Raw genomic sequence first — 22,224 nt, forward strand, 5'->3', positions numbered from 1 at the left:
GTTCCTTTCGCGCGGAAACACAGCGCTCGCGGCGCTCCTCGCGATGTCGTGCGCTCCACAGCAACGCGTCGATCAGAGCCGTCTCTCGGACTTCGCGCGCTACGGGCGCAGCATCGCGATCTCCGATCGCACCGCGGTGGTCGGCGCATACCAGGAGGACGGCTCGCAGGGCGCGGTCTACGTGCTCACGCGCGTCGGCGACGGCCACGCGTGGTCGCACTCGGCGCGCATCGCGTCGCCGAGTCCCGCCGACGAGCAGTTCGGCGACGACGTGGCGATCGACGGCTCGACGATCGTCGTCGGCGCGCCGCTCGATCACCAGCCGGGCGCGGTGCGCGCGGGGCGCGTCTACGTGCTCACGCCGAGCGACGGCGCGTGGGCCTCGGTCGCGCAGCTCGCGTCGCCGGGCACGCACCAGGCGTGGGAGGCGTTCGGCGGCGCGGTCGCGATCGACGGCGACACGATCGTGGTCGGCGCGGTCGATCGCGACGCGGGCGCGGTCGTCGACGCGGGCGCGGCGTTCGTGTTCACGCGCAGCGGCGGCACGTGGTCGTTCACCCAGACGCTCACCGCGCCGTCGCCGGTCGCGTCGGACAAGATGGGCTCGGCGGTCGCGATCGCGGGCGACACGATCGCGGTCTCCGCGCTGCGTCGCAACGTCGGTCGTGCGATCGACGCGGGCGCCGTGTTCGTGTACCAGCGCAGCGGCTCGAGCTGGTCGCTCGTGCAGACGCTGACCGCGACCGACGCGGGCCCGAGCGATCTCTTCGGCACCAGCGTCGCGCTCGAGGTCGATGCGGAGACCGGCGATCGCCGGCTCGTGGTCGGCGCGGAGTCGGACGATGCGCCGGGCTTCGCGAACGCGGGCGCGGCGTACGTGTTCGAGGCGCCCGCGGGCGGATCGTTCGCGCAGACCGCGAAGCTCGTCGCGAGCGATCCGGCGGCGAACGCGATCTTCGGCACCGACGTCGCGCTCTCGGGCGATCGCATCGTCGTCGGCGCGTCGGGCGCATCGAAGTCCGCGGGCGCGGCGTACGTGTTCGCCGCGAGCGCGGGCAGCTGGGCGCAGGTCGTGCGGCTCGATCGATCGCCGAGCGACGCGAGCGCGTTCCTCGGCACGTCGGTCGCGATCGCGGGAATGCACGCGCTGATCGGCGCGACCGGTGAAGAGGTCGGCGCGACGACCGGCACCGACAGCGGCGCGGTGCACGCGTTCCGCGAGCACGAAGGAGGCACGTGGGCGCACGGCCACGCGCTGCACGCCGCGCACAACCCGAGCGCGACGACGTACTACGGCAGCGCCATCGCGATCGCGGGCGCGACGGTCGTCGCCGCGAGCCCGGTGCGCGCCGATGCGTTCCAGATCGACGCGGACGGGCTCTCGCTCGCGCTGCCGCTGCCGCCGCCCGCGAGCTCGCAGCTCTGGGGCGTCGGGACCGACGGCGCGTCGATCGCGGTGTTCGCGCGCCGGCAGATCGACGTCGACGAGATCGTCGGCACCGTGCAGGTCTTCGGCGCGAGCGCGAGCGGGTGGACGCTCGAGGCCGCGATCGAGCCGGATCTCACGTCGCCGGCGGGCCCGTTCGAGGCCGCGAACAGCGGCTGCGTGAGCATCGACGGAGAGACGCTCGCGATCGGCGCGCCGCGCTGGAACGGCGGCGACGGTCGGGCCTTCGTGTGGACGCGGACCGGCGGCGTGTGGTCGCAGCTGCAGGCGCCGCTCGGATCGGCCGAGGAGCTCACGAACTTCGACATGAATTTCGGGCGCGTCGTGCAGCTCGACGGCGACACGCTGATGATCGCGGAGGTGCCCTCGTCGGGCCTCGGCGGCTCGACGCGCAACGGCAAGGTGCACGTGTACGTGCGCGACGGCGAGGGCCCCTACGTGCTCGAGCAGACGCTCACCGAGGCGACGCCCGCGGTGCTCGACGGGTTCGGCTCGTCGGCCGCGATCAGCGGTGATCTGCTCGCGGTGCTCACGCGCACCACGAAGACGGTGCGCGTGTATCGCCGCACCGCGGGCGTGTGGAGCGAGATCTGGAGCGTCGTGATCGACGCGTCGATCTCGAGCTCGTCGCGCCAGATGATCGACATCGACGGCGACCTCCTCGCGATCGGCGTGCCCGGGATGCAGGTCGCGTCGATCGCGGGGGCCGGCGAGGTGCGCGTCTACCGACGCGCCGAGGACGACACCTACGCGGTGGAGAACGTGCTGCGCGCGTTCGATCCCGTGGTGAACCGCGGCTTCGGCGCGGTCGTGCAGATCGACGGAGACCGCGTGATCGCCGCGACGGCGGACGGCGACGGCGGCGTCTACTCGTTCCCGCTCTGAAGGACGCTACTCTCCGCGCCGAATGGACACGGAGTCGGAGAACCAACCGCCGAGCGCGGATCGCGTGCTGCGTCGCGCCCGCGTGCTCGCCGCGATCGCGCATCGAGGTCTGATCGAGCAGGACCGCGATCGGGATCGCGCGCGCGGCGTGCTCGCGCAGATCCGCCGCTGGATCGGCAACGAAGGGCTGCACGGCGAGGTCGAGCCCGAGGAGCGCGCCCGCATCGAGTCGGACGTGGGCGCGCTCGGCGCGGAGGCGACGGTCGCGTCGGTGTGGCGCTTCGAGGGCGCGGCGGTGCTCGGTTGGGCGCTCGGGCTGATGCAGCTGCCGGCGCACGATCGCGTGAACGACGTGGGCGCGGTCTCGACCGCGCTCGCGGTCGGCGGCTCGCTGCCCGAGGCGCTCCGCGCGCCGACGCTGCGCAGCGCGCGCTCGATCGATCGCATGCGGGAGCGGCTCTTCGCGATCCACTGGCGCGTGGTCGAGCAGCGGCTGCGCCCCGGCACGATCGACCTCGTCTCGTTCGCGCGCACCGCGTGGTTCGGGCCGCTCGAGATCGACTCGTCGATGCTGATCGACGGCGATCTCGGGATCGACGGCGCGCCGATCGCGCGCGCCAGCGCGGAAGCGCTCCGGCGCGTGGCGTCGATCGCGCGAGAGCGGCACCAGGCGATCAACTGGCTGAACGGCGACGATCCCATCTACTCGGAGGTCGACGTCTCGACCTGAACGTCGCGATCCGGCAGCATCGCGGCTCGTGGACGATCTCGATCTGAATTCGTCGCGGCGCGGGGCCGAGAACGTCGTCCGACGATGCCTCGCCGTCGCGGCGGACGAGCGCGTGGTGGTGCTGCACTGGCAGGCGGCGCCCCTCGCGCGCTGGCTGATGGACGCGATCGCCGCGGCCGGCGCGCGCGGCGAGTCGGTGTCGGCGGACGCGGCGCCCGAGGGCAGCCCGATGCAGGTCGAGCGCTGGGTCGAGGACGCGCTGAGCGACGCGCCGGCGAGCATCCTGATCGCGAAGCACGGCCTGCCGCCGTCGCTCTCGATGGCGGTGCTCGCGGTCGCGCGCAAGCGGCGGGTGCGACACCTGCACCTCACGCGCGCGGACGCGAAGCTGTTCGCGCAGTCGTACCGCGCCGAGCCGGAGCGCATCGCGGAGATCAACACGCGGGTGCGCGATGCGCTCGAGGGCTCGCGACAGCTGCGCGCACGTGCGCCGGGCGGCACCGACATCACGGTCACGCTCGATCGCGCGTATCCGATCCTCACGTCCGACGGGCGGCCTTCGCCGGGCAAGCCCGACAACCTCCCGGCGGGGCACGCGTTCTTCCACCCGGCGTCGGTGTCGGGCACGTTCGCGCCCGATCGCGGCGTGCTCGGCGCGCTGCGCATCGGACGCGATCGCGCGCCGAGCGCGCGCATCCGCTTCGAGCTCGACGGCGGGCGCGTGCGCGCGGTGCACTGCGACGACGCGCAGCTGCGCGCGGACCTCGACGAGTACCTCGCGAGCCACGCGAACGCGGGACGCGTCGGGATCATCGGGCTGCCGACGAACTATCTCGCGCGCGCCGAGTCCGGGCTCGAGGTGCAGGACGCGCTGCTGCCCGGGGTGAGCGTGGGCCTCGGCTACAGCTTCGAGGCCGAGACGCGCGCGCCCTTCGCGTGCCCGGTGCAGCTGCGCTTGCTCGCGCGGCGCATGGACGTCGACGCCGGCAGCCGCGCGCTCGTTCGTGCAGGACGCTTGGTGGACGATCTCGTCACCGGGATCGATCCGTTCCGCTGATCAGCGATCGGTGTAGGCGCACGTCGCGGGGCAGGTCCCGCCCGTGAAGGGGCGCGGGTACGTCGTGAGGGCGGTGTGGACGGAGTACTCGATCGGCTCGACGCTCCGCCGCTCGTGCGCGCGCACCGCGAGGCGCAGCGTGCCGCCTCGCACGAAACGCGGCTCGATGCAGCTGCACTGCGCCGCGCTCGCGACGGTGGCTCCGGTCGGGCGGACCGACCACTGCGGGAGCGGCTCGGTCGAGTGCCAGCTCGTCCTCGCGCCGTCGTCGACGAGCGTGATCGGCGCGCCGCCCGAGTGCGTCGACACCGGCGTGCACCCACCGCCCCCGGTGAGCACGTCGCCGTCGCAGAATTCGACGTCGATCGCGAGCGTGCCGGGCGCGGCCGACGCGGCGCCCGCGAAGTACCACGCGACCATCCACCCGAGCCCGCCGCCGGGATCGCTCGACGGCAGCTGGAGCAGGTACGTGTCCACGTCGCTCGGCCATGCGTCGTAGTCGCCGGCGCCCTGCACCGCGCCGCCGCCGTACGTGAGCTCGCCTCGCAGGACGGTGCTGCTCGCGAGCGAAGGCATCGGGTAGTCCGCGGCCGTCGCGTCGTACGCCATCGTCGCGGAGGACGGCTGCTCCGCGCCTCCGGCGTACCGCGCGGCCTCGTCCGTGTCCTCCTCGAGCGTGAGCGTGAGGTCGGACTCCACGTCGACCGCGGCGTCTCCGGCATCTCGGGTGATCGTGAGCGAGGTCGTCGAGCTCGCGGGAGGCAGCGGGATGACGACGTCGAACGACGCCCGCTCGTCGGGCGAAGCGCGGTCGACCCGCCGCGCGACCAGGCACTGTCGCTGCTCGCACGCCGCGTCGACCTCCGCGAGCAGCGCCGGCGACGCGCTCGCATCGCGCGGGCACGATGCGCGACACGACGCAGCGTCGGCCCAGCCGCCGAGGAGCACACGCAACACCTGATCGCCGGGGAGCGGCCCCACGCGGGGGTACGAGCCCTCTCGCTCCTGAACGACGACGCGCAGCACTTGCGGGACCGCGTGCGCCGGCACCTCGGCGCGCACCGCGTCGACGTCACCCGGATGGCTCGGGCGCCCCAGCGCGAGCGTCGTCGTGGAGGGCGCGGGGGAGATCGCGAGCGTGCGCCGCGGCGACGTCGCGTCGTCGAGCTCGCCCTCGTCGGCCTCGGTCAGGAGCGCCACGAGGAGCACGTAATAGGCGGCACGATCACTCGACACCGTGAGCCGCACCGTGCTCGCGCTCGGGACGCGGCGCGCGATGGCGGCGTATCGCGTGCCGGTCGCGCGATCTCCGATGGGAGCGCCGTCGCTGGACGAGAGCCCGAGGCTTATCGTCCGCTCGACCATGTCGTCGATGCGGGGCTCCAGCGACGCGTAGAGCACGAACGGCCCCCCGTCGGGCACCACCACGTCGAACCCGTCGACGTCCCCGTCGAAGTCCCAGCCGGCGGTCACTCCGCCGTGCGCACCGAGCGCCGCGGGATCGCCCTCGAGCGCGATGGTGCGCGGTGGCTCCTCGGGGTCGAGCGGCGGCCCGGTATCGCTCGCGCCCGCATCGAACACGCCCGCATCGAACGCGCCCGCATCGGGCGCGCCCGCATCGATCCCACCGGCGTCGCTCGCGCTCGCGTCCGTCACGTCCCCGTCGTCGTCACCGCACGCGATCAGCGCGAGCGACGCGAGCACGATCGTGAGCGCGCGCATCAGGACGCGCGCACCGGCGTGGAGAGCGCGTCGAGCGCCTTCAGCACCGCGATCGGCTCGATCGTCCCGCGCCGTCCCGCGCGCTCGATCGCGGCCTCGACCGCGGTGCGCGAGTCGCTGTGCACGCCTGTCGGGATCGGCGGCGTCGCGATCCACAGGATCGCGGTGAGCACGCCGCGCGAGACCGCCGAGGGCAGACAGAACTCGATGCACGCGCAGCGCCGGATCAGCAGCTCACGGTCCTCGCGCCACCAGTCCGCGACGACCTTGCGCGCCGCGGCGTCGGGCGCTCCCGCCGCGCTCGGCAGCGCGTCGTAGACGAGCGCGATCTTCTCGTTCGACGCGCGCATCCGCGCGTTCACCTCGTTCCGCAGCGACGCCATCGTCTCTGCGTTCATCGGACCGACACGACGAGACACCAGCACCGGCACGAAGCGGTCGAGGAGCACGTATCCAGCCATCCGCTCGCTCCGGTCAGGGCGTCGCCGCGCTGCACTCGTCTCCGCTGCACGCGACGCTCGGCGGGTCTTCTCCGCGCTCGAGCTCGCGCAGCCAGTCGACGAGGCGACGCCCGCCCACGTTCACCGTGTAGAAGTTCTCGTAGGGAACGATGCAGTGCTGCTGGCCGGGCGCGAGGTAGGACGAGAAGTTCGGCGCGCGCTCCTCGATCTCCGCGATCGACATCTGCATGCGCTCGCTCCACTCCTCGACGCCGCTGCCGCCCATCGCGCGGAAGTAGAACGTCTGGTTGTCGTCGAGCGCGGTGTTGTACTGGCTCATGTGCTGCGTCGGGTACGCGTTCGCGATCCCCGCGTAGAGGTCGGGCAGCGCCATCGAGAAGATGTCGTGCTCGTCGGGATCGAGCGCGGGGATCCACGTCGGGAAGACCTCGAGCGCGTTCCACGACGGGAAGCTGTTGCGGAAGAAGTCGTCGGTGATGATGCCCGCACCGCTGTCGCCGAACTGCAGGATCGGCACGTCCTGGTAGTGCTCCATGATGTGCGCGCTCCACAGCACCGAGCCGTACGAGCCCGCGCTGCAGCCGGTCACGAGGATGCGCTCCGGCGACTCGAACGAGTCGTAGACCCAGTCGAGCACCGCGCGCGCGTTGACCGCGCCGCGATGGTGGATCGTGACCGCCGCGTCGCCCTCGCCGTACGTCGTCGTCGCGTTGCCCCAGTGGATGTCGCCGGTGCAGTAGGGCACGACGACGTGCCAGTAGTCGGCGAACGGATTGTCCGGGTTCTCGTGATCGTAGAGGCCCGCGCGGTCGCCGCTCTGCACCGCTGCGCGGATCTCGTCGACCGAGTCGCTGAAGATCGCGTCGGCGACGCCGCACGTGAACTCGTCCCAGCACGCGCCGCCGCCGATGAAGTCGACGATCACGCGATCGACGTTGCCCGGCCGCACGAAGAACGAGTACGGGTCGCCGCGCGAGCAGATCGTGTCGCCGCCTGGCGCGATCTCGGTCCACTCGCCGGGCGGCAGGTCCTCGGCGCGCGGCAGCGGCGGCGCGTCGGAGTCGTCACCACACCCCGCGAGCGACGAGAGCAGGACGAGCGTGAGCACGGAGCGCGTCGATGAAGCCATCAGCTCGCGATTGTGCCGAAAGCATCCGTGTGCTCCAAGCACGTGCAGATTGCTTCATTGAGCGACGATCACTTTTTGATTTGACGCGCGACACGACATCCCGTAGACCAGGCTCAACGTCATGGCGCTCCTGCTCTCGATCGCGCGCTCGTCGCGCTCCGGCTGCTCCGGTTCTTCCGGTCGCGCGGGCTCGCTCCCGTGCGTGGTGGAGATCCCGGCTCGCCCGTCGAGTCGCCCTGCGCCGTATTCTCCGAGCCCGAGCTCCTAGGCGGAAATCGTCGTCGCACCCGTGTGCTGCGCGAAGGCCGCCCAGGGATCCCCGGGCGGCCTTCGTCGTTTCCGCGGCTCTCGCCGAGCGGAACCGGGACCGAGAGCGCCCGGCAGGACCGAGGACGTCCAGCAGTGCGACCACGCCCGGCGCGCTGGGTGACCGAGCGCGTGTTGCGGCTTGGATCGACGCGCACTCAATTGCGATTGTCGCGCGCGTTCAATCGCAATTGTTTCGACCACGGAGCGGACGCCGCAGGTGCGGCAGGTGGTCTGTAAAGCCGCGGCCCTTCGGGGCACGGGAGGTTCGAGTCCTTCCCGCTCCATTCGTTCTCGGCGCGTAGCCTAGTGGCTTCAGGCACTCCGTTTGGGGCGGAGACGACGCAGGTTCGAGCCCTGCCGTGCCGATCAGTGCGTTCGTTCGGAGGGTGATCCGATCCGGGGATCGGCGCGGTCTCGAAAACCGAGGGCACCTTCGCGGTGTGGAGTTCGACTCTTCCGCCCTCCTCTCTTCTTGGAAGTCGAACCGGGCGAGGCCCGGGCCCGGTTGCTAGCCGGTGCGCACCCTTCGGGGTGTGAGGGGCGGTACCTCCGACTTCCGTGCGACTCGCCGCGCGAGGAGCCGACGCGCTCGCGGGGGCGGGCGTCGCCGGGATTCTCGGTACAGGATGCGCGGCCACGTCGATGGGGGATCGGCTCGCAGAGTCGCGCGAGGAGGGGCGCTCGCACGACGGGTCGGGGACGCTGCCCGAGCGGCCGCGAACCGGCGAGGTCGTCGACGGCTACGAGATCGTCGGCCTCGTCGCGGGCGGCGGCATGGGCGAGGTGCTGCTGGTGCGCCGGCGTCGCGCGGGCGGCTTCGAGAAGCACCTCGCGATGAAGGTGATGCACCCGCACCACGCGGTGGATCCCGCGATGGTCGCGATGTTCCTCGACGAAGCGCGCATCGCGTCGCAGGTCGCGCACGCGAACGTCGTCGAGGTGATCGACACCGGGATCCATCGCGGGCTCCCCTGGCTCGTGATGGAGCTGATCGACGGGCGCTCGCTCGTCGAGGTCGCGGCCGAGCGCCCACCCGCTGCGTTCCTCGCGCACGTGCTCGCGCGCGCCGCGCTCGGCTTGCACGCCGCGCACGAGGCGAAGGACGCGTCGGGCGCGCCGCTCGGGATCGTGCACCGAGACGTGAGCCCGCAGAACGTGCTGGTCGCGCTCGACGGTCGCGTGAAGGTCGTCGACTTCGGCATCGCGGCGGCGCGAGGTCGTCTCGCGCACACCGCGACCGGCGAGCTCAAGGGGAAGATCGGCTATCTCGCGCCCGAGCTCCTCTCGAGCGGCAGACGACCGGCGACGCGCGCTGCGGACGTGTGGGCGTTCGGCGTGATGGCGTGGGAGTGCTTCGCGGGGCGACGTCTCTTCGACGCCGACGGCGCGAGCGCGCGGATGCGGCAGGTCGAGGCAGGCGAGATCGCCGCGCTGACGGACGAGGCGCCAGGGATCGACCCGTCGATCGCGGAGCTCGTCGAGCGCTGTCTCGCGCGCGACGTGGCGCAGCGCGTCGCGTCGCTCGAGCCGATCGCGCGTGGGCTCGCGAGGGCCGCGGAGTCGGGCGGACACGCGAGCACCGAGCACGTCGAGCAGTGGATGCGCGCGCGGTTCTCGTCGCGCATCCGGGCGCGCGCGGCGATCGAGGAGAGCACGCTGCCCGGCGGCGCGAGCGTGGCGCGCGATCGACCCGACGACGACGCGCCGGCCGCGGACGACGCAGCGCCCGGATCGGGCGTACGCCGGTCGCGGCGCCCGCCGCCGCGTCGCGCGACGCGGCGCTGGGTCGCGCTCGCGATCGCGGTGCTCGTCGGCGTGAGCACGAGCGTGTGGCTCGCCACACGGCGCGACGAGGTCGCCCCAGCGGCCGCGCCCGCGCTCGTCCCGCCGAGCCAGCCCGCGGTGATCGAGCCCGCCGCGATCGAGCCCACCACGATCGAGCCCACCACGATCGAGCCCGCCACGACCGAGCCCACCACGACCGAGCCCACCACGACCGAGCCCACCACGACCGAGCCCATCGCGATCGAGCCCGTGCGCGCCACCATCCGTCCGCGCCCGCGCGTCGTCCCTCCCGCGCTCGAGCCCGCGCCGATCGCGCCCGCCGCGCCCGAGCCCGACGAAGCGCCCCGCGGCGCGCCCGATCTGCACCTGCTTCCTTCGCCCTACCGCGAATGACCCGCTGCGCCGCGATCCTCGCTCTCCTCCTCCTCGTCGCGCCGGTCGCTCGCGCGCAGGACGTGTCGCTCGAGGCGCGCGCCCGCACGGAGTTCCACGCGGGCGAGGTCGCGTACGGCGAAGAGCGCTACGCCGAGGCCCTCGAGCATTTCGTCCGCGCGCAGCAGCTCGATCCTCACGACGCGGTGCGCTTCAACGTCGCGATCTGCCTCCAGCGGCTCGGACGATGGAGCGACGCGTGGCGCGAGTACCGCTCGCTGACGACCAGCGACGCGCTCGACGACGCGCAGCGCGCCTACGCGGCAGCGCTGCTCGCCGATCTCGAGGCGCGCCTCGCGGTCGTGCGCGTCACGACGTCGGAGCCCGCCGAGCTCCGCATCGACGGCGACCCCGTCGGCCCCGCACCGCTGGAGGTGCGCCTCGCGCCCGGTCCGCACGTGCTCACCGCGCGCGCCGCCGATCGTGAGTCGATCCGGCGCATCACCGTCGAGCGCGGCGAGCAGCTCGACGTGGCGCTCTCGCTCCCGGCGCCCGTCGCGATCACACCGCCGCCACCTCGCGAGACGCGCCTCGTCCTGCGCGATCCGGGCTGGCTCACGTACGTCGGCGCGAGCATCGCGGCGATCGGCGCCGGGGGCATCGTCGGCTTCGGCGTGCACGCGCAGTCGCTCTGGGACGCGTACCACACGCCCGGGCAGGCGACGCTCGCGCTGCGCGAGGAAGGCATGCTCGCGACCGACCTCACGAACGTCTCGATCGGAGTCGCCGCGCTCGGCGCGGTGCTCGTGGTGATCGACGTGATCCTGCTGCTCGCGGGCGACGGCGCGCGCGCGATCGAGGTCGAGCGCCCCTGATCGCGGGCTCGAAAATCCATCGAGCGCGCGTCGACCCACGCCTCGAAGGATGCTCTCGCCCCGCCTCGTGCTGCGCGTGCTCGACGCGCCGGATCGCGATCTGCCCGTCGAGCTCCCGTTGCGCGACGAGCCGCTCGTCATCGGCCGCGCGACGAACGGTGGGCGCTCGATCAGCATCCGCGATCCGCGCCTGTCGCGATGGCATCTCTCGGTGATGCGCGACGGGCGCGGCGCACGCGTGCGCGACGCGAGCACCAACGGCACCTTCGTGCTGCGCCAGGGCGCGAGAGCCCGGCGCGTCCGCTACGAGGCGGTGATCGCCGACGGCGACGTGCTGCGGGTCGGCGACACGTTCCTGCTGCTGCGAGAAGCACCGAGCACCGACGACGACGTCGCGATCGACGGCGTGCTGGGCCGCGCCCCGCGCATCGTCGCGCTGCGCGCCGCGGTCGACGCGCTCGCCGCCTCGCGCTCGAGCGTGCTCGTCACCGGCGAGAGCGGGACCGGCAAGTCGACGGTCGCGCGCGCGCTCCACGCGCGCAGCGGGCGCGCCGGCGCGTTCGTCGCGATGCGCGGCAGCGCGGTGATGGCGCCCTCGGTCGTGACGGCGCTGATCGAGCAGGCGCGCGGCGGCACGCTCTTCCTGAGCGACGTCGACGAGCTCCCGTCCGCCGTGCAGTCGACGCTCGTGCACGATTCCACGCGCCTGGCGTGCATCTCCGTCGACGTCCGTCTCGTCGCGGCGTCGCATCGCGATCTGGGGCGCGCGATCGCCGACGGGCGGCTCCGATCCGATCTCCACGCGCAGCTCTCGGAGCGCACCCTCGCGACACCTCCGCTGCGCGCGCGACGCGAGGACATCCTCCCGATCCTGCGCCACGCGCTCGGCGCCGACGCGCCGCCGCTCGCGCCTTCGCTCGTCGAGGCGCTGCTCGCGCACGACTGGCCCTTCCACGTGCGCGAGCTGCTCACGGTCGCGACCGAGCTGCGCGTGCGCGGTGTCGGTGCGACGTGCCTCGAGCTCGACCTCGTCGCCGCGCGCCTCGACGCACCGCACGCCGCGACACCGAGCATCGGCCCGGCGTCGGGCGTGCGGTCGAAGCTCGGCGCGCCGAGCCGCGAGGACGTGGAGCGCGCGTGGCGCGAGGCCGACGGCAACGTGAGCGAGGTCGCGCGGCGCATGCGGCGCTCGCGACGCCAGGTGCGGCGCTACCTCGAGCAGTACGGCATCACGCCGGTGCGGTGAGCTTCAGCCCGACGATCGCCGCGACCAGCATCACGAGGCACGCCACGCGCGCGACGCTCAGCGGCTCTCGGAAGAGCACGACGCCGAGCACCGCCGCGCCGAGCGCGCCGATCCCGACCCACACGCCGTACGCGGTGCCGATCGGGATCTCGCGCGCCGCGCGCGCGAGGAGATACATGCTCGCGACGATCGCCGACGCGGTGAGCACGCTCGGCAGCGGACGCGTGAATCCCTCGGTGTACTTCAGCCCGATGGCCCAGCACACCTCGAGCAGACCGGCGACGACGAGAAGACCCCATGCCATGACGAGAGGAACGTCCTTCCTCGCGTCGTCTTGTCCTCACCGGGTACGACGCGCCTCGTCCGGGGCGCTGCGGCGCCGAGCCAGATCTACGGCGCTCGCGCGCCGTGTCCAGCCTCGTCCAGCTGGAGCGCTCGAACGCTCTCTCAGATCTTCTCCTTCACCTGGAAGCGCACGCCCACGCGCTGCAGGCGCTCGCGCAGTCGATCGCCCATCGCCACCGCGGGCGTGATCACGCCGGCACGCTGGGGCAGCGACGCACGATCGAGCGCGAGGCAGAGCGCGGACTGCGCGACCATCTTCGCGGTCTCGTCGTAGCCGGGATCGCCGCCGCTCACGGTGGTGATCACACGATGGCTCGCAGCCTCGCCGATCAGCGTGAGCTCGAACCACGAGCGCATGCGCGCCGCGGCGTCGGGCCCTTCGCCAGGCTTGCGCACCTGCTCGAGCAGCTCGCGAGTCGGCCCCAGCTGCGCGAGCGCCGCGACGCCGCCGACGCCGAGCGCGAGGCCGAGCACGCCGCGCAGGTGGCGCATCCGGAGGTGATGCCCGAACTGGAAGTCGGGCCCGAACACGTCGAGCGCGCGCGCGCTGCGCAGCACGACCTCGTTTTCGATCGTCGGCATCGGCACCGCCCACGCTTCGAGCTGCGGCACCCATCGCACGCGCCGCGGCATCAGCCGGACGCGTCGCGCAGCGTCGCGCGGTCGCGGCCGCTTGCGACCGACGGTGTTCTCGCGCGCGTTCGCCATCCCTGCGATCGCGGTGTTCCACGTCCCGCCCGAGAAGGTCGCGCGCATGCGGACGAACGCCTCGATCGTCATCGGCGCGCCCTGCGGGAGCATCTTCGCGGTGAAGAGCGCGCCGAGATCGTCGGGGATGCTCTCGAAGCCGCAGCTGTTCACGATGCGCGCGCCGCGCTCGCGCGCCTTCGCGTCGAAGCGCTCGATGCAGCGATCGACGAACGCGGGCTCGCCCGTGATGTCGACGTAGTCGCTGCCCGCCTCGACCGCGGCCTCGACGACCGGCTCGCCGTAGCGCGCATAGGGCCCGACGGTCGACAGCACCACGCGCGCCGCATCGGCCATCGCGCGCAGCGAGCGCGCGTCGTCGACGTTCGCGATGATCACCTCGCGGGGTGGACGAGGTCGCGTCTCGAGCTCGCCGCGCATCGCGAAGAGCCGTCGCTCGTCGCGCCCCGCGATCGCCCAGCGTGTGCCCTCGGGCGCGTGCTGCGCGAGGTGCTCGCACACGAGGCGCCCGGTGAACCCGGTCGCGCCGAAGACCACGACGTCGAGCGCGCGAGATGTGTCCGCCATGCGCGCGAGAGGCTATCACCGCGGCGCGTCGATCACCGGCCCGGCCGCGCGCACCTCGACGTCGACGTGCTCGAACCCGAGCGAGCGCACCAGCGCCTCGACGGTGCGCTCCGCGTTCGTCGCCGCGCGATCGAGGATCCCGGCCTCGATCGCGCTCGCCTGGAGCGTGCGCTCGGCCTCGCGTCGCGCCTCGCTCTCGAGCTGCTCGCGCCGCATCGCGAGCACGTCGGTGCGCCGCGAGTGCACGAACGTCCGCTCCGAGTCGAGCCGCGCGGAGAGCACGCGCGCGGGCGGCAACGTGACGCGCACCCGACGCGTCTCGGGATCGACCACCACGTCTCCATCGCGCAGCTCGCTCAGGTCCACGCCCGCGACCACGTCCGCCGCGGCGACGAGCAGGATCGAGTCCTCCGCCTCGAGGAGCCCGAAGACGCGACGCTGCGTGCTCGTGAGCTCGACCACGCGCTCCATGTGGAACGACGCCGACTCGAGCCGCGCGAGATCGCGCACCGCGACCACCACGTCGGGCCCCGATCGCACGGTGCGCGCCTCGCTCGAAGGCACGGCGACGTGCGCGAGGTTCCATCCGAGCTGCACCACGCCCGCGCCGATCGACGCCATGAGCAGCACGACCAACACCCACGCCCCGCCCCGCACCACACGCCGCTGCGTTCCGCTCGGCGCCCGCGGCTCGCGCTCGTGGCTCACGTCGGTCTTCTCGTCGTGCATCGAAACGACCTCGCTCGACGCCGCACATCCCGCGTACGACGCGCCGCGATCATCGCGCATCCAAGCGCATCCGTGAGCGCGAAACACTCGCGCCGCGCGCTCAGCGAAGGCGAGTGACCTCGAGAAATCCCGTCACGGCGCGCAGTGGTACATGCAGACGAACACTTCGACGGGCCCGCTCGGGCACGGCACCTCGTACACGTCGACGATGTGCGCGTCCTGCAGCGGGTCCCCGCTGCGCGGCCCGGTGTACGAGTGCGGTCCGACGTTCCCTCGTCGCGCCGCCGCGCCCGCGCCGGGATCGCCGCCCAACGGGTTCGGCTGTCCGCCCGGGCACTGGAAGTCGCGCGCGACGAACAGATAGCTCTCCTGCGGTCCGCACGTCGGCACCGGGTGCTCGCGATCCGCGCCGATCAGCGCGGAGCCACCGCCCGCACCGCGACCCGCGCCGCCGTAGCCCGAGCGCCCGAGCACGTCGGCCTCGCTCGGCGCGCTCGCGCCCTCGCTCGACGTGCTCGCGACGCGCTCGCCCTGCTGGTTCGCGGCGACGGTCTCGGGCAGCGGCCCGCTCGCATACGGCGACGACGCCGAGCGCGCGGTCTCCGCGCCCGACGTCGTCGTGGGTTGCGCCGTCTCTCCGCTCGCGCCGCCGCACGCCGACGACGCGAGCGCGACCACGATCGCCGCGATGCGCGCGCGCATCACGTGTAGAGCTTCTCGATCTCCGCGCCCCAGCGCTGCATCACCACCCGGCGCTTCAGCGAGAGCTTCGGCGTGAGCATGCCGTTCTCCTGCGTGAAGTCCTCGGCGATCAGCTTGATCTTCTTGATCTTCTCGAACTGCTTGAACTCGCCGCTGTACTTGTCGATCTCACCGCGGAGCAGGGCGACGACCTTCTCGTCCTCGAGCAGCTCGCTGCCGCGCTTGTGGATCTGCTGGGCCTGCGCCCACTCCTCGATCTCCTTCATCTCCGGCACGACGAGCGCGACGTTGTACGGCTTGTTGTCGCCGTAGACGAAGGTGTTCGCCACGTACGGCGAGAGCTTCAGCTTGTCCTCGAGCGGCGCGGGCGCGACGTACTTGCCGTTCTCCAGCTTGTACTGCTCCTTGATGCGCCCGGTGATGTAGAGGAACCCGTCGTCGTCGAGATAGCCCATGTCACCGGTGCGAAAGCCGCCGTCCTCGGTGAAGACCTTCTCGTTCTCCTCGGGCAGGTTGTAGTAGCCCTGCATCACGTTGTGCCCGAACACGACGACCTCGCCGTTGCGCGGATCGCCCGTCGCGCCGAGGTCGATCGCGATGCGCACGCCCGGGATCGCCTTGCCGACGCTGCCGATCTTGCGCGCGCCCGGCCAGTTCGCGGTCGCGATCGGCGAGGTCTCGGTGAGGCCGTAGCCCTCGTAGACCGTGATGCCGAGGTTGTCGATGAACTCGGCGACCTCCTTGCTGATCGCCGCGCCGCCCGAGAACGCGTAGCGCAGCCGGCCACCGAAACGATCGCGCACCTTCTGGAACACGACGCGATCGAAGATGCGCTGCTTGAAGTCGGCGAAGCCGCTCGTGCGGCGCTGCTCCGCGAGCTTCTTTCGGTGCGCCGCGTTCGCGACCGCGCTCTCGAAGATGCGGCGGCGCAGCGGCGTCGCCTCGGCCATCTGCTTGTGCAGGCGGTCGTAGATGCGGTTGAAGATGCGCGGCACGCTGAAGAGCAGCGTGGGCTTCACCTCGCCGAGGTTGTCGATGATCTTGTCGACGCTCTCCGCGATGCCCATCGACGCGCCCATCGAGAACAGGCCGTGGAGCTCGACGGTCTGCCCGAAGCTGTGCGCCCACGGGAGGAACGAGAGCGAGCGGTCCTCCGGCGACATCGGGAAGACCTCGTGCATCGCGCTCACGTTGCTCGCGAGGTTCGCGTGCGAGAGGCGCACGCCCTTCGGGTTGCCCGTGGTGCCCGACGTGTAGATGAGGCCCGCGAGGTCGTCGGGCTGCGGCTTCTCGTTCGGGACCTTCTTGCCGCGTCCCTTCGCGCGCAGATCGCTCCAGCCGATCGACCCGTCCTTCGCGCTCCCGTCGACGACGACGACGTGCTGCAGGTCGGGCGTGTTGCCGCGCAGGCCGAGGATCGCGTCGCGGATCTTCTCGCTCGCGCAGATCACGACCTTCGCGCCGCAGTCCTTTAGGATGTACTCCCACTCCTTCGGCATCTGCGACTCGTACATCGGGACGAACGCGCCCTTGCGCCCGTACGTCGCGTACGCCGCGATCGCCCACTCCGCGCGGTTGTTCGCGATCATCGCGACGCGATCGCCGACGCCCACGCCCAGCTCCGCGAGCGCCGCGCGGACCTCGTCGGTCTGCTGCGCGAACTCGCGATAGGTCAGCCACTTCCACTCGCCGTTCTTCTTCGTGCCGAAGAGCGGTCTCTCGGCGAAGCTCGTCGTCGCGTGCTCGTAGATCGCGACGAGCGAGTCGAAGCGCGGCTTGAAGCCTTCGGTCGCCTTGCGGGAGCGCGTGGCGGTGCTGGGTTCCGTCGTCGTTTCCATGGGAGTTTCGGGAGGGTAACAGCGCCGACACCGTCCATCTAGCCCCCCGGGCGCGCGCGGAACCGGCGATCCGGGCCATTCGCAGGCCGAGGCGGCCGACCACCGCGCACCGCGTGCTCGATCGACTCGACGATCCACGCGCTCACCGCGCGCACCGCGGGCACACGCGCGAGATCGCGATGGACCAGCAGCCACGGAGAGCGCGGCACCAGGCCACGCGGGCTCGGCACCTCGATCAGCCCCGCGGGGCGCGCGAGCGCCTCGGGGAGCAGCGCGATCCCCGCGCCCGCCACCGCGCTCGCGAGGAGCGCGCGCGTGCTCGTGGTGCGCATCACCAGCGCGTCGTCGAGGCCGCTCTCGCGGAACCAGCGCACCTCCGGGATCAGGCCGTATCCCTCGTCGTACCCGAGCAAGCGCTCGCACGCGAGATCGATCGCGTCGGGCGCACGACGGCCGAGGTAGCCCGCGCTCGCCCAGAGCCCGAGGCGCAGCGCGGGCAGTCGCTTCGCGATCAGCGCGGAGTCGGTCGGACGCGACATGCGGATCGCGAGGTCGGCCTCGTGCCGCGCGAGGCTCACGAGGGCCGCGCTCGATCGCAGCTCGACGCGCACGTCGGGCGCGCGCTCGATCAGGCGCGGCAGGCGAGGCGCGAGGAGATCCGCGATCACGGTCTCGGTCGCCGAGACGCGCACCCGCGCGATCCCACCCTCGCGCAAGGTCAGCGCCGCGCGCTCCAGCTCGGCGGCCTGCGCCTCGATCGGCTCGGCGAGCGCGACGATGCGCGCGCCGTGCGCGGTCGCGCGCACTCCGTCGGGCCTTCGCTCGAGCAGCGGGAGACCGAGCGAGGCCTCGAGCGCGTCGATGCGCCGCGAGACGGTGGTGGTCGCGACGCCGAGCCGCTTGGCGGCCGCGCCGAGCGACCCCGTGCGCGTGACCGCGAGGAAGAACGCGAGATCGCCCCAGTCCATCGCAGGCAGTGTAGCGTTCTCGCAAGGGGGTCTTGCATCTTCGCAACACCGTCGCGAACGACCGTGGCGCACCTTGCGATCGACGGAGGTGCACGATGCAGGAGCTGGTCTTCGTGGAGCGCGGGAAGCTCGAGTGGCGGGAGCGCGACGCGCCGCGGGTCGAAGGCGCGGGCGAGGCGCTGGTGCGGCCGCTCGTGGTGACGCGGTGCGATCTCGATCGCGCGATCGTGACCGGTGTGTTCCCGATGGCCGGGCCGTTCGCGGTGGGCCACGAGACGGTCGGCGAGGTGCTCGAGGTGGGCAGCGGCGTCACGCGCGTGCGGCCCGGGGATCGTGTGGTGGTGCCGTTCCAGATCTCGTGCGGCGCGTGTGATCGCTGCGCGCGCGGCTTCACCGGATCGTGCCGCGAGGTGCCGCTGCGATCGTCGTTCGGGCTCGGACCGCTGTCGGGTCGTGAGTGGGGCGGCGCGCTCTCCGACGTGATCCGCGTGCCCTACGCCGACGCGATGTTGGTCGCGCTCCCGGAAGGGCTCGATCCGATGATCGCGGCGGGCGCCGCGGACAACGTGAGCGACGGATGGCGCACGGTCGCCGAGCCGCTCGCGCAGCTGCCGGGCGCGCCGGTGCTGGTGGTCGGCGGCGCGGCCGAGAGCATCGGCTTGTACGCGGTCGCGTCGGCGCGCGCGCTCGGCGCGAGCGAGGTGGCGTACGTCGATCACGACGAGGCGCGGCTCGCGATCGCGAGCGCGCTCGGGGCGCGGGTCGTGCCGTTCGCGCGCGACGCCAAGCCGGGCCGCTTCGCGATCACGGTCGACGCGAGCGCACGCACCGAGGGGCTGCGGCTCGCGCTCGCGTGCACCGACGTCGAGGGCACGTGCACGAGCGTCGGCGTCTACACCACCGAGGTGTCGTTGCCGCTGCTCGAGCTCTACTCGAAGGGCGTCCGCTTCCTCACCGGCCGCGCGCACGCGCGCGCCGTGCTGCCCGAGGTCCTCGCGAAGCTCGCGGATCGCACCCTCGCGATCGACGCGGTCACGATGGCGCGCGTGATGTGGGGCGATGCGCGCGACGCGTGGGGCGAGCCCGCGACGAAGATGGTCGTCGCGCGCGAGTGAGGACGGTCGCAAGCACGTCGCGCTGCGCTGCGCTAGAGAGCGCGCGCCGTGGATCTCTGGATTCTCCAGGCCGCTCGCGTTCTCGACCGGCGGCGGCGCAGCGAGCGCGGAAGCCTCGACTCGCTCGTGCACGGAGAGGCGCTCGCCGAGCACGCGGCGGACGGCCTGGACCCGTCTCTGGCGTTCTCGCTGCGCCTCGCACGTGCGCTGCTCGGGTGCGGCATGCCCGCACAGCGGGTCGAGGAGTCGCTCTACCGGCTCGCGGAGTCGCTCGGCTTCGACATCGACGCGTTCTGCACGCCGACCGCGCTGATCGTCACGATGTCGAAGGAGGGCGCGACCGGACCGCACGACGTGCGCACGCGCGTGGTGCGCGTCGAGCCGGGCCAGACCGATCTCGAGCGGCTGAGCGCGCTGCACGATCTCGTCGGTCGCGTCGAGCGCCGCGAGATCACGCCGGGCGACGGGGCGCGCCGCATCGAGGCGATCCTCGCGCGCCGCCCGCGCTGGAACGACACGTCGATCGCGCTCGCGTTCGGCCTGGTGTCGATGGCCGCGTCGATCCTGCTGGGCGGCGGCGGGCTCGATCTGCCGATCGCGGGCGCGCTCGGCGTGCTCGTCGGCGTGCTCGACGCGATCGGACATCGCGTCCCTGCGGTGCAGCGCCTCCTGCCGGCGCTCGCGGCGAGCTCGGTGTCGTTCCTCGCGTCGATGCTCGCGTGGCAGGGCGTGCCGGTGCGGCCGAGCGTCGTGCTGCTCGCGTCGATCGTCGTGCTGCTGCCCGGGCTCACCGTGACGACCGCGACGCTCGAGCTCGCGACCGCGAACCTGGTGTCCGGCACCGCGCGCTTGATGGGCGGCGCGGTGACGTTCCTGCAGCTCGGGTTCGGCGTCGCGCTCGGCCTCGAGATCGCGAAGATGCTGCCGCACATCCCGGCGCCGCCGCCGCCCGACGCGCTGCCCGCGTGGGCCGTGCTCGTCGCGCCGCTCGGATCGGCGCTCGGGTTCACGGTGCTGCTCCGCGCGAAGCCGGCGGATGGCGTCTGGGTGCTCTTCGCGGTCGTGCTCGCGCTCGCCGGATCGCAGCTCGGCGGTCGCTTGATGGGCGCGGAGCTCGGCGCGTTCGTCGGCGCGCTCGTGGTCGCGAGCGCGTCGCACGTGTTCGCGCGATGGCGCGATCGCCCGGTGAACCTGATGCTCGTGCCGGGGATCTTGTTCCTCGTGCCGGGGAGCATCGGGTTCCTGTCGATCCGATCGCTGCTCGAGCACGACGTCGAGGGCGCGGTGAGCACCGCGTTCCGCATGTCGATCGTCGCGATGGCGCTCGCCGCGGGCATCCTGGTCGCGACCGCGGCCGTGCCGCCGCGCAAAGCGCTCTGACCGCTCAGAGCGACGCGAGCGCGCTCTGTACGTCGAGCCGGTCGACGTCGCGCAGCGCATCGAGGCCGCGAGGCGCGAGCGCGTGCGTGCGACACGCGTCGAGCAGTGCGATGTGCACGCTCCACGTGACGGCGGGCGGCTGCTCGAGGATGTCGAGCAGCTCGCGGAGATCCCCCACCCGACCGAGCTTCGACGCGGCATGGACGGCGTGCGCGCGCACGTTGTCGCGCTCGTCGTGGCGCACGAGCTCGAGCAACCGCCCCGACGCGTCGGACGACGCGTGCGCGACGTAGGTGTCCAGCGTCTCGACCGCGTTCGCGCCCGAGGTCTCGACGTCGAGGAGGTGCGCCCACGCGCGCGCTGCGACGCGTGCATCGTCGATCTGCGCTCGCGCGGGGCACACACGACGGCTCGTGTGGGTGGTCGTCGATCTCACCGAGCAGCGCTCGCACCGCCTCCATCCACGCGCGCAGCCGCGCACGGGCGTCGTCCTCGGCCAACCCGAGCTCGTCCCGCATCTGGCCGCGGAGGCCGTCGAGAGCCCACGCGATCGTGCCGTCGCGATCGCGACGCGCGGCGAGCGCGCGGAAGCAGCGGAGGCTCGGGTAGTACTGCAGCGTATCCGCGACGGTGCGGACCACGTCGCGATCGGGATCGTCGAGGCACGCGAGCAAGGCCTCCTCGGCGGCGACGGGCTCGTCCCAGACGATCGCGTGGGCGGCCGCGCGTCGTACTCGCGGATCGCCGTGCGTGAGCGCCGCGATCTTGATCGGCTGGTAGCGTGGTGCCTCGAAGCCGAACGCGAGGCACTCGATCGCCTCGAGGTGGAGCGGGTGCCCGCGATCCGCGGCGACCGCGGTGACGATGTCCGCATGGGCAGCGCTCATCTCGAGCAGCGCGTGCGCCCGGAGCACCTCGTCGCCGTCGCGCCACGCATCGCGCAGCGTCCGTCGGTCGAAGCCATGCCCGAGGTCGCGCAGGACGCGCCCCGCGGCTTCGCGCGACGCGATGGGCATCGCACGATCTTCGAGCAGCGTGAGCAGTGGCGCCCACGCTCGCGGATCGTCCAGCACCGCGAGCGTGCGCTCGATCTCCGCGCGCTCGTCGCTCGGGAGCTCGGGCTCCGCGAGCGCCGCGAGGCATCGCGCGGTCGCCGTGCGGTCGGCGCGTTCACGGATCTCGCGGTGATCGAGCTCCATGCGTGCGTTGTACCGCGCGCACGTCGTCGAACCAGGCAGTGCGCCGCCGTCAGCCCTTCGCGACGCCGACCGCGACGCGCTTCCACATCTCGCGGTGGTCGGCGCTGCGCGCGCGGAGGATCTGCGCGCGCACGATGTCGATCGCGCGCTTGCGATCCGCGGCGCCCAGCGCGACGCCGATCAGGCGCGCCTCTTCGGGATCGACCGGCGCGCCGTGCTCGGTGCGCCGCGCGATCTCGCGGAGGACCTCCGCGACCACCGACGCGCCTTCACCGCGCGCCTTCGCGACGAGCGCACGCGCGCGCGCTTCGCCGTCCTCGGAGCGCATCAAGCGCTCGACGAGATCGCGCGAGCTCTCGGTCCACGGCAAGCGATCGAGCGCGCGGCTCACGACGCGCTCCGTCGCGCGATCGGGGATCCCGAGCACGCAGAGCAGCACGCGCGCGCGATCCGGTCGGGCCTGCTCGAACACGCCCGAGTCACGACCCGACCACTCGTTGCTCTCCACCGTGCTGCGCGCCTCGTCCGCCATGGGAACCTCCGTCGAGGTCCCGTTCAGCACGTTCCGGGCCGCACGAAATCTGCGCAGTTTTGCGCGTGATCCGGCGCGCACGGCGCGCGCGGCTCGACCGCGGGACGCGTTCCCGCGGAGCGG

General features: G+C 72.7%; 19 protein-coding genes, 2 tRNA genes, 1 pseudogene and 1 riboswitch. Of the genes and pseudogenes, 10 read left to right on the forward strand and 12 right to left on the reverse strand.

The genetic code is table 11. The features are described from left to right. The first annotated feature begins 43 nt into the window (after nt 1-43). From DB32_RS36530 to DB32_RS36540, 3 genes are read left to right on the forward strand one after another with little or no spacing between them, the layout of a single operon-like run. Complete coding sequence (locus DB32_RS36530) at nt 44-2,332, forward strand: FG-GAP repeat protein (protein ID WP_169791674.1); 2,289 nt, start codon at nt 44-46, stop codon at nt 2,330-2,332. 22 nt (nt 2,333-2,354) lie between these two features. Continuing rightward, on the forward strand, nt 2,355-3,062 hold the full coding sequence (locus tag DB32_RS36535; protein WP_053237281.1) for a DUF4272 domain-containing protein: 708 nt from the start codon (nt 2,355-2,357) through the stop codon (nt 3,060-3,062). Nucleotides 3,063-3,090: 28 nt separating this feature from the next. Further along, nucleotides 3,091-4,119, forward strand: coding sequence for a M29 family metallopeptidase (locus DB32_RS36540; RefSeq protein WP_053237282.1), 1,029 nt, complete (start codon nt 3,091-3,093; stop codon nt 4,117-4,119). Here DB32_RS36540 and DB32_RS36545 read toward each other — a convergent pair whose 3' ends face one another. Genes DB32_RS36545 through DB32_RS36555 form a run of 3 tightly spaced genes read right to left on the reverse strand, consistent with a single transcriptional unit; the run spans nt 4,120 to nt 7,431 of the window. Further along, entirely contained in the window at nt 4,120-5,841 is a 1,722-nt protein-coding gene (locus tag DB32_RS36545; protein WP_053237283.1) for a hypothetical protein, read from the reverse strand. Beyond that, the gene (locus DB32_RS36550; RefSeq protein ID WP_053237284.1) at nt 5,841-6,302 is read right to left on the reverse strand and encodes a hypothetical protein; all 462 of its coding nucleotides are present in this window, start codon (nt 6,300-6,302) and stop codon (nt 5,841-5,843) included. The genes DB32_RS36545 and DB32_RS36550 overlap by 1 nt, the downstream gene beginning before the upstream one ends. A 13-nt stretch (nt 6,303-6,315) precedes the next feature. Next, a complete protein-coding gene (locus DB32_RS36555; protein WP_053237285.1) occupies nt 6,316-7,431 on the reverse strand; it encodes a pectin acetylesterase-family hydrolase in 1,116 nt (371 codons plus the stop codon). Nucleotides 7,432-7,941: 510 nt separating this feature from the next. Between DB32_RS36555 and DB32_RS47540 the strand changes: the two genes are divergently transcribed. From DB32_RS47540 to DB32_RS36575, 5 genes are all read left to right on the forward strand, one after another. Beyond that, a tRNA-Tyr gene (locus DB32_RS47540) sits at nt 7,942-8,024 on the forward strand. A gap of 8 nt (nt 8,025-8,032) precedes the next feature. Next, a tRNA-Pro gene (locus DB32_RS36560) sits at nt 8,033-8,106 on the forward strand. Nucleotides 8,107-8,382: 276 nt separating this feature from the next. After that, on the forward strand, nt 8,383-9,918 hold the full coding sequence (locus DB32_RS36565) for a serine/threonine-protein kinase (RefSeq protein ID WP_053237286.1): 1,536 nt from the start codon (nt 8,383-8,385) through the stop codon (nt 9,916-9,918). Next, nucleotides 9,915-10,772, forward strand: coding sequence for a tetratricopeptide repeat protein (locus tag DB32_RS36570; RefSeq protein ID WP_053237287.1), 858 nt, complete (start codon nt 9,915-9,917; stop codon nt 10,770-10,772). The genes DB32_RS36565 and DB32_RS36570 overlap by 4 nt, the downstream gene beginning before the upstream one ends. A 49-nt stretch (nt 10,773-10,821) precedes the next feature. Next, entirely contained in the window at nt 10,822-12,018 is a 1,197-nt protein-coding gene (locus DB32_RS36575; protein ID WP_053237288.1) for a sigma-54-dependent Fis family transcriptional regulator, read from the forward strand. Here the strand turns inward: DB32_RS36575 and sugE are convergent. The 6 genes from sugE to DB32_RS36605 all read right to left on the reverse strand — a co-directional run bounded on the left by sugE (nt 12,002) and on the right by DB32_RS36605 (nt 17,875). Beyond that, entirely contained in the window at nt 12,002-12,322 is a 321-nt protein-coding gene (gene sugE, locus DB32_RS36580) for a quaternary ammonium compound efflux SMR transporter SugE (RefSeq protein WP_053237289.1), read from the reverse strand. The two genes, DB32_RS36575 and sugE, sit on opposite strands and share 17 nt — an antisense overlap. Nucleotides 12,323-12,341: 19 nt before the next feature. Next, nucleotides 12,342-12,404, reverse strand: a riboswitch (guanidine-III (ykkC-III) riboswitch). Nucleotides 12,405-12,465: 61 nt separating this feature from the next. Then, nucleotides 12,466-13,638: a saccharopine dehydrogenase family protein gene (locus tag DB32_RS36585; protein ID WP_053237290.1), complete on the reverse strand. Its 1,173-nt coding sequence runs from the start codon at nt 13,636-13,638 to the stop codon at nt 12,466-12,468. Nucleotides 13,639-13,653: 15 nt separating this feature from the next. Then, nucleotides 13,654-14,367 (reverse strand): DUF4230 domain-containing protein, encoded by a 714-nt coding sequence (locus DB32_RS36590; RefSeq protein WP_075098113.1) that lies wholly within the window; start codon nt 14,365-14,367, stop codon nt 13,654-13,656. 132 nt (nt 14,368-14,499) lie between these two features. Then, nucleotides 14,500-15,069, reverse strand: coding sequence for a hypothetical protein (locus DB32_RS36595; RefSeq protein ID WP_053237292.1), 570 nt, complete (start codon nt 15,067-15,069; stop codon nt 14,500-14,502). After that, nucleotides 15,069-16,907, reverse strand: coding sequence for an AMP-dependent synthetase/ligase (locus tag DB32_RS36600; RefSeq protein ID WP_083458237.1), 1,839 nt, complete (start codon nt 16,905-16,907; stop codon nt 15,069-15,071). The genes DB32_RS36595 and DB32_RS36600 overlap by 1 nt, the downstream gene beginning before the upstream one ends. 38 nt (nt 16,908-16,945) lie before the next feature. Continuing rightward, entirely contained in the window at nt 16,946-17,875 is a 930-nt protein-coding gene (locus tag DB32_RS36605) for a LysR family transcriptional regulator (RefSeq protein ID WP_053237293.1), read from the reverse strand. 95 nt (nt 17,876-17,970) lie between these two features. Between DB32_RS36605 and DB32_RS36610 the strand changes: the two genes are divergently transcribed. Then, nucleotides 17,971-18,990 carry a zinc-dependent alcohol dehydrogenase gene (locus DB32_RS36610; RefSeq protein ID WP_053237294.1) on the forward strand — a complete coding sequence of 340 codons (1,020 nt, stop codon included), beginning with the start codon at nt 17,971-17,973 and terminating at the stop codon, nt 18,988-18,990. 48 nt (nt 18,991-19,038) lie between these two features. Next, a complete protein-coding gene (locus DB32_RS36615; protein ID WP_053237295.1) occupies nt 19,039-20,370 on the forward strand; it encodes a threonine/serine exporter family protein in 1,332 nt (443 codons plus the stop codon). 4 nt (nt 20,371-20,374) lie between these two features. On the opposite strand, the gene DB32_RS36620 is transcribed toward DB32_RS36615, so the two are convergent. From DB32_RS36620 to DB32_RS36630, 3 genes and pseudogenes are all read right to left on the reverse strand, one after another. Then, entirely contained in the window at nt 20,375-20,806 is a 432-nt protein-coding gene (locus tag DB32_RS36620; protein ID WP_157069844.1) for a hypothetical protein, read from the reverse strand. Between the two features lie 199 nt (nt 20,807-21,005). Then, nucleotides 21,006-21,569: pseudogene (locus DB32_RS50345) on the reverse strand (HEAT repeat domain-containing protein); the annotation flags it as partial. A gap of 49 nt (nt 21,570-21,618) precedes the next feature. Further along, the gene (locus DB32_RS36630) at nt 21,619-22,101 is read right to left on the reverse strand and encodes a hypothetical protein (protein ID WP_053237298.1); all 483 of its coding nucleotides are present in this window, start codon (nt 22,099-22,101) and stop codon (nt 21,619-21,621) included. Nucleotides 22,102-22,224 lie beyond the last annotated feature (123 nt).

The organism is Sandaracinus amylolyticus (genome assembly GCF_000737325.1).
GTDB lineage: Bacteria > Myxococcota_A > Polyangia > Polyangiales > Sandaracinaceae > Sandaracinus > Sandaracinus amylolyticus.

Excerpts from the sequence above, each read along its gene's own strand:
- DB32_RS36530 (WP_169791674.1), top strand. The coding sequence starts at position 44 with ATGTCGTGCGCTCCACAGCAACGCGTCGATCAGAGCCGTCTCTCGGAC.
- DB32_RS36535 (WP_053237281.1), top strand. The coding sequence starts at position 2,355 with ATGGACACGGAGTCGGAGAACCAACCGCCGAGCGCGGATCGCGTGCTG.
- DB32_RS36545 (WP_053237283.1), bottom strand. The coding sequence starts at position 5,841 with ATGCGCGCGCTCACGATCGTGCTCGCGTCGCTCGCGCTGATCGCGTGC.
- DB32_RS36550 (WP_053237284.1), bottom strand. The coding sequence starts at position 6,302 with ATGGCTGGATACGTGCTCCTCGACCGCTTCGTGCCGGTGCTGGTGTCT.
- DB32_RS36555 (WP_053237285.1), bottom strand. The coding sequence starts at position 7,431 with ATGGCTTCATCGACGCGCTCCGTGCTCACGCTCGTCCTGCTCTCGTCG.
- DB32_RS36565 (WP_053237286.1), top strand. The coding sequence starts at position 8,383 with ATGGGGGATCGGCTCGCAGAGTCGCGCGAGGAGGGGCGCTCGCACGAC.
- DB32_RS36570 (WP_053237287.1), top strand. The coding sequence starts at position 9,915 with ATGACCCGCTGCGCCGCGATCCTCGCTCTCCTCCTCCTCGTCGCGCCG.
- DB32_RS36575 (WP_053237288.1), top strand. The coding sequence starts at position 10,822 with ATGCTCTCGCCCCGCCTCGTGCTGCGCGTGCTCGACGCGCCGGATCGC.
- sugE (WP_053237289.1), bottom strand. The coding sequence starts at position 12,322 with ATGGCATGGGGTCTTCTCGTCGTCGCCGGTCTGCTCGAGGTGTGCTGG.
- DB32_RS36585 (WP_053237290.1), bottom strand. The coding sequence starts at position 13,638 with ATGGCGGACACATCTCGCGCGCTCGACGTCGTGGTCTTCGGCGCGACC.
- DB32_RS36590 (WP_075098113.1), bottom strand. The coding sequence starts at position 14,367 with ATGCACGACGAGAAGACCGACGTGAGCCACGAGCGCGAGCCGCGGGCG.
- DB32_RS36595 (WP_053237292.1), bottom strand. The coding sequence starts at position 15,069 with ATGCGCGCGCGCATCGCGGCGATCGTGGTCGCGCTCGCGTCGTCGGCG.
- DB32_RS36600 (WP_083458237.1), bottom strand. The coding sequence starts at position 16,907 with ATGGAAACGACGACGGAACCCAGCACCGCCACGCGCTCCCGCAAGGCG.
- DB32_RS36605 (WP_053237293.1), bottom strand. The coding sequence starts at position 17,875 with ATGGACTGGGGCGATCTCGCGTTCTTCCTCGCGGTCACGCGCACGGGG.
- DB32_RS36610 (WP_053237294.1), top strand. The coding sequence starts at position 17,971 with ATGCAGGAGCTGGTCTTCGTGGAGCGCGGGAAGCTCGAGTGGCGGGAG.
- DB32_RS36630 (WP_053237298.1), bottom strand. The coding sequence starts at position 22,101 with ATGGCGGACGAGGCGCGCAGCACGGTGGAGAGCAACGAGTGGTCGGGT.